The 7798-nt window shown below is 69.7% G+C and carries 8 protein-coding genes; 2 read left to right on the top strand and 6 right to left on the bottom strand.

Annotation, left to right across the window (positions count from 1 at the left end; genetic code table 11):
* Positions 1 to 75 precede the first annotated feature (75 nt).
* The 6 genes from mnhG to L0H79_RS07350 are packed head-to-tail and all read right to left on the bottom strand — an operon-like array spanning position 76 to position 6415.
* Positions 76 to 447, bottom strand: a complete 372-nt coding sequence (gene mnhG, locus L0H79_RS07375; RefSeq protein WP_301483943.1) for a monovalent cation/H(+) antiporter subunit G — start codon at positions 445 to 447, stop codon at positions 76 to 78.
* Positions 444 to 719, bottom strand: a complete 276-nt coding sequence (locus tag L0H79_RS07370) for a monovalent cation/H+ antiporter complex subunit F (protein WP_301483941.1) — start codon at positions 717 to 719, stop codon at positions 444 to 446. The genes mnhG and L0H79_RS07370 overlap by 4 nt, the downstream gene beginning before the upstream one ends.
* Complete coding sequence (locus L0H79_RS07365; RefSeq protein WP_301483940.1) at positions 716 to 1339, bottom strand: Na+/H+ antiporter subunit E; 624 nt, start codon at positions 1337 to 1339, stop codon at positions 716 to 718. Before L0H79_RS07365 ends, L0H79_RS07370 begins: the two co-directional genes overlap by 4 nt.
* Positions 1336 to 3033, bottom strand: a complete 1698-nt coding sequence (locus L0H79_RS07360; protein ID WP_301483939.1) for a Na+/H+ antiporter subunit D — start codon at positions 3031 to 3033, stop codon at positions 1336 to 1338. The genes L0H79_RS07365 and L0H79_RS07360 overlap by 4 nt, the downstream gene beginning before the upstream one ends.
* Positions 3030 to 3551 carry a Na(+)/H(+) antiporter subunit C gene (locus tag L0H79_RS07355; RefSeq protein ID WP_301483938.1) on the bottom strand — a complete coding sequence of 174 codons (522 nt, stop codon included), beginning with the start codon at positions 3549 to 3551 and terminating at the stop codon, positions 3030 to 3032. Before L0H79_RS07355 ends, L0H79_RS07360 begins: the two co-directional genes overlap by 4 nt.
* Positions 3551 to 6415: a Na+/H+ antiporter subunit A gene (locus tag L0H79_RS07350; protein ID WP_301483937.1), complete on the bottom strand. Its 2865-nt coding sequence runs from the start codon at positions 6413 to 6415 to the stop codon at positions 3551 to 3553. Before L0H79_RS07350 ends, L0H79_RS07355 begins: the two co-directional genes overlap by 1 nt.
* Before the next feature lie 125 nt (positions 6416 to 6540).
* Between L0H79_RS07350 and L0H79_RS07345 the strand changes: the two genes are divergently transcribed.
* Both L0H79_RS07345 and L0H79_RS07340 read left to right on the top strand, forming a co-directional pair.
* Entirely contained in the window at positions 6541 to 7308 is a 768-nt protein-coding gene (locus tag L0H79_RS07345) for an SURF1 family protein (protein WP_301483936.1), read from the top strand.
* Entirely contained in the window at positions 7305 to 7697 is a 393-nt protein-coding gene (locus L0H79_RS07340; RefSeq protein ID WP_301483935.1) for a DUF3817 domain-containing protein, read from the top strand. Before L0H79_RS07345 ends, L0H79_RS07340 begins: the two co-directional genes overlap by 4 nt.
* The last annotated feature ends 101 nt before the right edge of the window (positions 7698 to 7798 follow it).

Raw genomic sequence — 7798 nt, 5'->3', positions numbered from 1 at the left:
GTGCACTCTCGATCCGACGAAGTGCACTCTCGATCCGACGAAGTGCACTCTCGATGGGGAAAACTGCGCGCTCGATCAGGGGGAGGCGTCGCCCTCCTCGTCACGACGAGCGAGGGCATCGGACAGTTCGTCGATGATGAGCAGGTCCCCGCGGACGTTGCCGTGCCGATAGGCCGAACGTCCCACGAGCTGTGCGGTGACGGGCGAGGTGAAGAACTGGGTGGCACCGACGAAGACGAGCGTCGTCACGGCCGCCCAGGTCCGGATCGTGAGGGCCAGACCCACGAGGACGAGGATGAGCCCGAGTGTCTGCGGCTTGGTCGCCGCGTGCAGCCGCGAGAGAGTGTCGGGGAAGCGGACGAGCCCGATGGCCCCGGCCAGGCACATGAAGGCGCCGAGGAGCAGGCACAGGCCGCCCGCCAGGTCGAGGATCGCCGTCCAGCTCATCGCGCCTCCCGGTCAGAGTCGTGGGACATGAAGCGCGCGATGGCCACCCCGCCGACGAAGCTGACGATGCCGAGCACCATGAGCAGGGGCAGACTCGTTGCACGTCGGTGCCATGCAGCCTCCATCCCGACACCCGAGATGACGATGACGAGCAGGATGTCGGTCGCGATCAGACGGTCGAGGTTGGTCGGTCCTCGGAAGACCCGATAGAGGACGAGGGCCGCGGCGGCGGCGAGCATGAGCATCCCGGCGATCGTGAAAGTTGTCGTCATGCACCCCCCTTCCCGTGCTTGCGGCGCTGCAGGTCGGCGATCTCCTGATCGGAGCCGAGGGCACGCACGACGCGCTCCTCGACCCGGTACACGTGGGCGCGTCCCTCTTCTATGGCCCCGGGGCGCCCCACGTCGAGCAGGTGCAGGTAGAGCGTAGAGGTCGACCGTCTGGCGTCGAGTACGACCGAGCCGGGGACGAGCGCGTTGAGCTCGGCGGTGATCGTCAGGTAGAAGTCGGAGCGGGATCTCAGTGGCACCTCGATCACCGCGTTGCGGGGCTGTCTGGGGCCCAGGGCGAGCCGGGACACCTGGATCGAGGCCGCGACGAGATCGGTGAAGAAGCGCAAGATGAGCCATCCGATCCGCAGCGGCCGCAGACGGCCCGCGAACTCGATCGAGGGCAGGGGGAACGCTAGGGTCACGACCAGACCGATGATGAGGCCGTTGACGATGTTGCCCCACGAGATTCGGTCCCAGAGCAGGAGCCAGGTGACGGCCACGGCCAGGATGGTGCGTGGCTGGAAACCGCCGCGTCGTGGCGGGCTCGCACCTTCAGCGGCGCCCGGATCGGTGCCATCCGGTGACCCGCCGCTCGGCTTGATACGTCTGGGGTGGCTCATTGACGCACTCCGGGGGGTAGGGGTAGGACACTCGTGATGTAGGGGTCGCGCCGCATGAGGTCGGTGGCAGCGCGCTGGGCGTAGGCGAAGAGCGGGCCGGCGACGAGTGCGATGACCAAGCCCACCGCCGTCATCGCTGCCGTCGCGGCTAGCATGACCGGTGGCAAGGCACGACTCGTCGATGGACCCTGCGTACGGGCGAGCGCGGTTGCCGTCGTCGACCCTGCCCCCGCGCCGGGACCCTCGAGCAGCACGGCGTCGTCGCCCAGCACGGCGTCGTCGCCCAGCACGGGGGCCTCGCCCAGCACGGGGGCCTCGGCGGGGCCCGAAGCCTGCCCGGCGAGGTCGGTGTCGGGGATCTCCGGGAAGGGACGCCAGAACGCCTGGTTCCACACCTTGGCCAGCGCGTAGAGCGTCAGCAGGCTCGTGACGATTCCGCCCACGACCAGCGCCCACGACAGTGGTGTGTCGAACTCGACGCCGGCCTGGAACAAGCCGATCTTGCCCAGGAACCCGGACATCGGGGGGATACCGGAGAGGTTCATGGCGGCAGTGAAGAAGAGGATCGAGAGGAGGGGTGAGGCCGCAGCCAGACCAGCGAGCCGGTCGAGGGACGTGGTCCCGGCGAAGCGTTCGACAAGACCCGCGATGAGGAACAACGCCGTCTGGATCGTGATGTGGTGCACGACATAGAAGATCGCGCCGGCCATCCCGTGGGCCGTCGCCAGGGCGATCCCGAAGAGCATGTAGCCGATGTGGCTGACCAGGGTGAACGACAGGATCCGCTTGAGGCCGGACTGAGAGACGGCACCGAGGATGCCGATGACCAGCGTCAGCAGCGCCGCCCACATGAGCAGCCCGTGCAGCGTTGACTGCGGGAACAGCAGGGTCTGCACGCGGATCATGGCGTAGATGCCCACCTTGGTCAGCAGGCCGGCGAAGACGGCGGTGACGGGAGCGGGGGCGGTGGGATAGCTGTCGGGGAGCCAGGCCGAGAGGGGGAACACCGCGGCCTTGATCCCGAACGCCGTGAGCAGGCACAGCTGGAGGACGAGGACGATACCGGGGTCGAGACCGCCGATGCGGATCGCGAGGTGAGCGAGGTTGACCGTGCCGGTCGCGGCGTACGTCGCGGCGATCCCGATCAGGAAGAGGGCGGAAGACAGGAGGCTCACGACGACGTATGTCGTCCCGGCGTGGATCCGCTCGCTGGTCCCTCCCAGCGTGAGGAGTACGTACGAGGCGAAGAGCAGGATCTCGAAGCCCACGAAGAGGTTGAACAGGTCGCCGGCGAGGAAGGCGTTGCTGACGCCGGCTGCGAGGACGAGGTAGGTCGGGTGGAAGATCGTCATCGGCGTGTCCGTCTCGTCGTCCTCATAGCCCTGAGCGATCGAGAAGACGAGCACGACGAGCATGACGACGCCGGACACGAGCAGCATGAGGGCACTGAGCCGGTCGGCGACGAGGGAGATGCCCAGTGGCTCCTTCCACGCCCCGACCCACAGCACCAGGGGACCACGCCGGTCCGCCTCGACGACGAGCACCGCGGCGACCACGACGAGCCCGGTGAGGACCGCGGTGCTCGTGAGTCGCTGAAGGCGGGGCGAGCGCCGGACGGCGAGAGTGAGCGCCGCTCCCAGAAGAGGTAGGAGGACCGGCAACGGGACAAGGTCGGAGACGAGGCCGGGGGTCATGTGTGGTCCTCGGCGAGCTCGTCGGCCGTCGTCGTGGACTCCTCGCCCTCGGCGAAGGTACTCGAGGGCTCGTCGAGGTCGGCGAGCTCCTGGAGCCGGGCGTCCTCGATGTCGTCGGGCACGTTGTCGGTGCCGGAGAGCTGCCAGAGCCGGTACGACAGAGCGAGCAGGAAGCCGATCGTGGCGAGCGAGATGACGATCGCGGTGAGGACCATCGCCTGCGGGAGCGGGTCGCTCACGTCCGTGGCCGGGATACCGGCGAACGGCGGCTCACCCGCCGGGCCGCCGACGACGAGGAAGAGCACGGACACCCCGTTGCCGATCAGGAGGGTGCCGAGCAGGACGCGCACGAGGCTGCGGTCGAGCAGGAGGAAGACCCCTGACGCCACCAGCACCGCTACGACGACGAGAAGCACGGCGTTGGGGGCGAGACTGCTCGAGATGGTCGGGTCGCCGGCGGCTCGGAGGGGACTCTCGAAGGGCCCTGCCGGAGGCGCGAGGGGCAGCGTCAGTCCCATCACGAGCCTGCCCCCATGCTCCGGTCGGCCCGCTCGTGCTGCTCGGCGGCGATCTGCCGGTCGATTCCGGTACCGAGGCTCCGCACGATGTCGAGCATCATGCCGAAGACGATGAGGTAGACCCCGATGTCGAAGAAGGCCGACGTGACGAGGTGCACCTCGCCCCACGGCGGCAGGTTGAAGTCGAGGACGGCGGACTGCAGGATCGTGCCGCCGAACGCCAGCGGCGCCAGGGCCGCCAGCACGACGATGAGCAGACCGACACCGACGACGAGGCCGGCATCGAAAGGAGCCGCCTCGTCGAGCTCGTAGCGACCGCCGGCGAGGTAGCGCACGACGAGGGCCAGCCCCGCGACGAGGCCCCCGGCGAAGCCACCGCCGGGCAGGTTGTGTCCCGAGAACAGCACGTAGAGGGACACCGCGATCATGATGTGGAAGATGAGTCTCGTGACCACCTCGAAGATGACCGAACGGCGCTCGGGGCGCAACGTCCGTCCGCCGCGTAGCCAGGTGCCTCGGTCAGGTTCGGTCGGGGTGAGTGGCTGGGCGCTGGCCATGGAGAGCTGGGTGTTGCGGGTCTTGACGAAGATCAGGCTCGCGACTCCCGTCGCCGCAGCGACGAGGACCGAGACCTCACCGAGGGTGTCCCAGGCACGGATGTCGACGAGGGTCACGTTGACGATGTTCTTGCCGTGCCCGAATGCGTACGCCTCGGTGGGGAAGTCGATCGAGATCGGCGTGTCATGCCGCGCCGCGCTCGCGACGAGCGCGATCGCCCCGACGGCAGCCCCGGAGCCGGCCCCGAGGAGGGTCCTCCAGCGGCGCCGGAAGGACCGATCGTGCCGCTCGAACCGGGTCGGTAGCCGCCGCAGCGCTAGAACGAACACGACGAGGGAGACGGTCTCGACGAGCATCTGGGTGATGGCGAGGTCGGGGGCCCCGTGGATGACGAAGAGGGTCGCGACCCCGTATCCGGTGACGCCGACGAGCATGACCGAGGCGAGTCGCCGGTTCGTCAGCAGGACGAGGACGCCGGCTGCGACGACGACGGCCCCGACGACGGCCTGCGCGGGGGAGTCCCAGAGCCGGACCGTCCCGATCGACCCTCGTGCGATCGACGTGATGCCGGGCAGGGCGATGAAGACGAGCAGGATCGTGGCGAGGTAGAAGGGCAGGGACCCTCGCTGGGTCCGGGCGGTCACCTCGACGGAGCCGACCTCGAGCCACCGCATCAGCCGGGTGTAACCCCGCTCGGTGTCGACGAGCGCGGGCACCGCCGACTGCACCCGGGCGACCCGGTCGCGCCAGACGAACAGTCCGGATCCTGCGGCGATGGCGAGGACCGAAAGGCCCAACGCCGGAGTGAAACCGTGCCACAGGGCGAGGACCTGTGGTGTCGCCCCGACCGTGAGCTGGCGCGAGTAGGGAACCAGCCACGCGTGCTCGAGCGGAGCGAGCAGACCGACGAGCAGCGACCCCACGCCGAGCAGGAGCGGGGCAAGGATGAACCCGGGGTGCGGCGCGTGGATGGGCGTGAGCGGCATACCCGACTTCGTTGCGAAGGCACCCCAGAGGAACCGCGCCGTGTAGGCGACGGTCAGAACCGTCCCTGCGAGCAGGGCCACCGTCAGCAGCCATCCCCAGGCTGCGGCCAACGGCACGCCGTCGGTGGCCGTCTCGAGCCCTGCCGTGATCGCGGCCTCCTTCGCCACGAAGCCGGCGAGTGGGGGGATGCCGGCCATGGAGCATCCCGCGAGCACGGCCGGGACGGCCAGCGGCAGCATCCGGCGACCCACGCCGGAGAGCTCGCGCAGGTCACGGGTGCCGGTCGAGTGGTCGATGACTCCGACGGTGAGGAACATGGTCGACTTGAACAGCCCGTGGGACACGACGAGGGCGAGAGCGGCGAGGGCGCCCTCCTGCGTGCCGAGCCCCGCGAACGCGACCATGAAGCCGAGCTGGCTGACCGTGCCGTAGGCGAGCAGAAGCTTGATGTCGTGCTGCCGCAGGGCCCGCCACCCCCCGACGATCATCGTGGCGAGGCCGAGGCCGATCGTCAGCGCGTACCAGGCCGGCGCTCCGGCGAAGGCGGGTGCGAGCAGCGCGACGAGGTAGACGCCCGCCTTGACCATCGCCGCGGCGTGCAGGTAGGCGCTGACGGGCGTCGGTGCCGCCATCGCACCCGGCAACCAGAAGTGGAAGGGGATCAGCGCCGACTTGCTGAGCGCCCCGACGAGCAGCAGCACCACGGCACCGACCGTGACGGCGTCGAGCGGCGGCGGGTCGGCGACCACTTCGCTGATCCGGTAGCTGTGCCGCACGCCGAGGGCGATGATGCCCACGAGCATGGCGAGCCCGCCGACCGTCGTCACGATCAGGGCCTGCATGGCCGAGCGGCGGTTCGTCAGGCTCGCGGGGTTGTGCCCGACCAGCAGGTAGGAGAAGACCGTCGTCAGCTCCCAGAAGACGTAGAGGATCAGGAAGTTGTCGGTCACGACGAGTCCGAGCATCGCACCGGCGAACGCGGTGAAGACCGCCGTGAAGCGCCAGAGGGCCGGGTCGCCCCGCTCGAAGTACCAGCGGCAGTAGAACAGGACGAGGGCCCCGACACCGGTGACGAGCAGCCCGAGCACCCAGGAGAGGGTGGTGAGCCGGAAGTCGAGGTCGAGGCCGAGGCCCGGCACCCAGGTGACCCGCTGCTCGGGGCCGTGCCCGGAGCGGACCTCGCCGGCGACGGAGACGAGCCATCCGAACGCGACCGCGGGCGCGAGCGCGACGACGAAGAAGGCGGTCCGGCCCAGCAACCTGACGAGCAGGGGTGCCAACGTCGCGGCCACAAGGTGCACGAGCAACAACTGCACCACGGGCGGGCCCCTCGGTCCTCGGCTCGGTCAGGTTCGTGCGACAGTCTAAGGGCCGATCCGCGGGGAGCAGGCAGTCCGCCGAGGGCCGGACGGTTGGAACGCCGGCGGTGACCTACGCTTGTGGCGTGTCTGCCGGCCCCGTTCGACCTCGCTGGATCGGGCTGCTCCTGATCCTGGCCGTGGTCGTGACCGCCTGCACACTGCTCGGGCTGTGGCAGCTCGGCGTGGCCCAGGACAGGGGCCGTGCCGAGGCGGTCGCCGCCGCCGCGAGCCTCGAGCGTGAGCCGCTCGAGCAGGTGACCGCGCCGCATTCCGCGTTCGAGGCCGACTTCTCGAACCGCCCGGTCTCCGCGACGGGCACGTATGACGCCGACGACCAGATCCTCGTCGTCGACCGCCGCTTGGACGGCCGGGCCGGTTCGTGGGTCGTCACGCCGTTGCAGACCCCGCAGGGCACGGTCGCCGTGCTGCGAGGTTTCGTCGACGGGACGCCGGCGAGGCTTCCCGAGCCGCCGGCCGGCAGAGTCACGGTCCTCGGTACGCTCGGTCCGGGTGAGTCCCCCCGGACGGACGCCAGTGCGCTGCCGGAGCCGCAGCGGCACGCCATCGACCTCGCCGCGCTCGTCAACGAGTGGCCCGGCCGGCTCTACAACGTCGTCCTGCTCGCCTCGAGCGAGTCGGTGGGCGGCACGGCACTCGACCCGGCAGCCGCCGGGCTGGCCCGCGTGCCGCCACCCGACCTGCCGTCGCACCTGAACCTGCGGAGCGCCGCCTACGCCATCCAGTGGTGGGTCTTCGGGCTCTTCGCCATCTGGATGTTTGCCAAGATCATCAGAGCCGAGTGGCTGGCGCAGCGCCAGCCGGTTGCACCGAAGGAAGAAGCCCACGCGTGAGCACCCACCCCACCCACATGGCCAAGTCGAAGCAGATCCGCTCCGCGCTGTCGGCCTACCGCGTCATGGCCATCGTCGCCGGTATCGCCCTGTTCATCCTCATCACCGAGATGGTGATGAAGTACGGCTTCGGCATGGACAACTTCCTCACGCGCAACTGGAGCTACATCCACGGTTTCATCTACATGGGCTATGCTGCGTCGGTCGCCAACCTCGGCCTCAAGAGCGCGTGGGGCCTCAGACGGATCGTCCTGCACCTGCTCGCCGGGTTCGTGCCCGTCCTGCCATGGGTCGCCGAGCACCGGGTCAACCAGGAGACGACCGCTCTGCTGCAAGGGGCCCACCTCGCCGGCGACCCGGCCACGGCGCAGGACGGCCAGCCCGCCTGACGTCTCGAGGCCGCATCACCGCGTGGGTATGCCGCCCACCGCGGGACCGCGCGGGGCCGCGGTCCCAGCTGGGCGGCATACCGGATGGCACGGACGCGCGG

Origin of the sequence: Intrasporangium sp. (assembly GCF_030452765.1) — a bacterium.
Lineage (GTDB): Bacteria > Actinomycetota > Actinomycetes > Actinomycetales > Dermatophilaceae > Intrasporangium_A.
The sequence above is the reverse complement of the archived record's forward strand: the minus strand, read 5'-3'. Positions and strand labels throughout refer to the sequence as shown.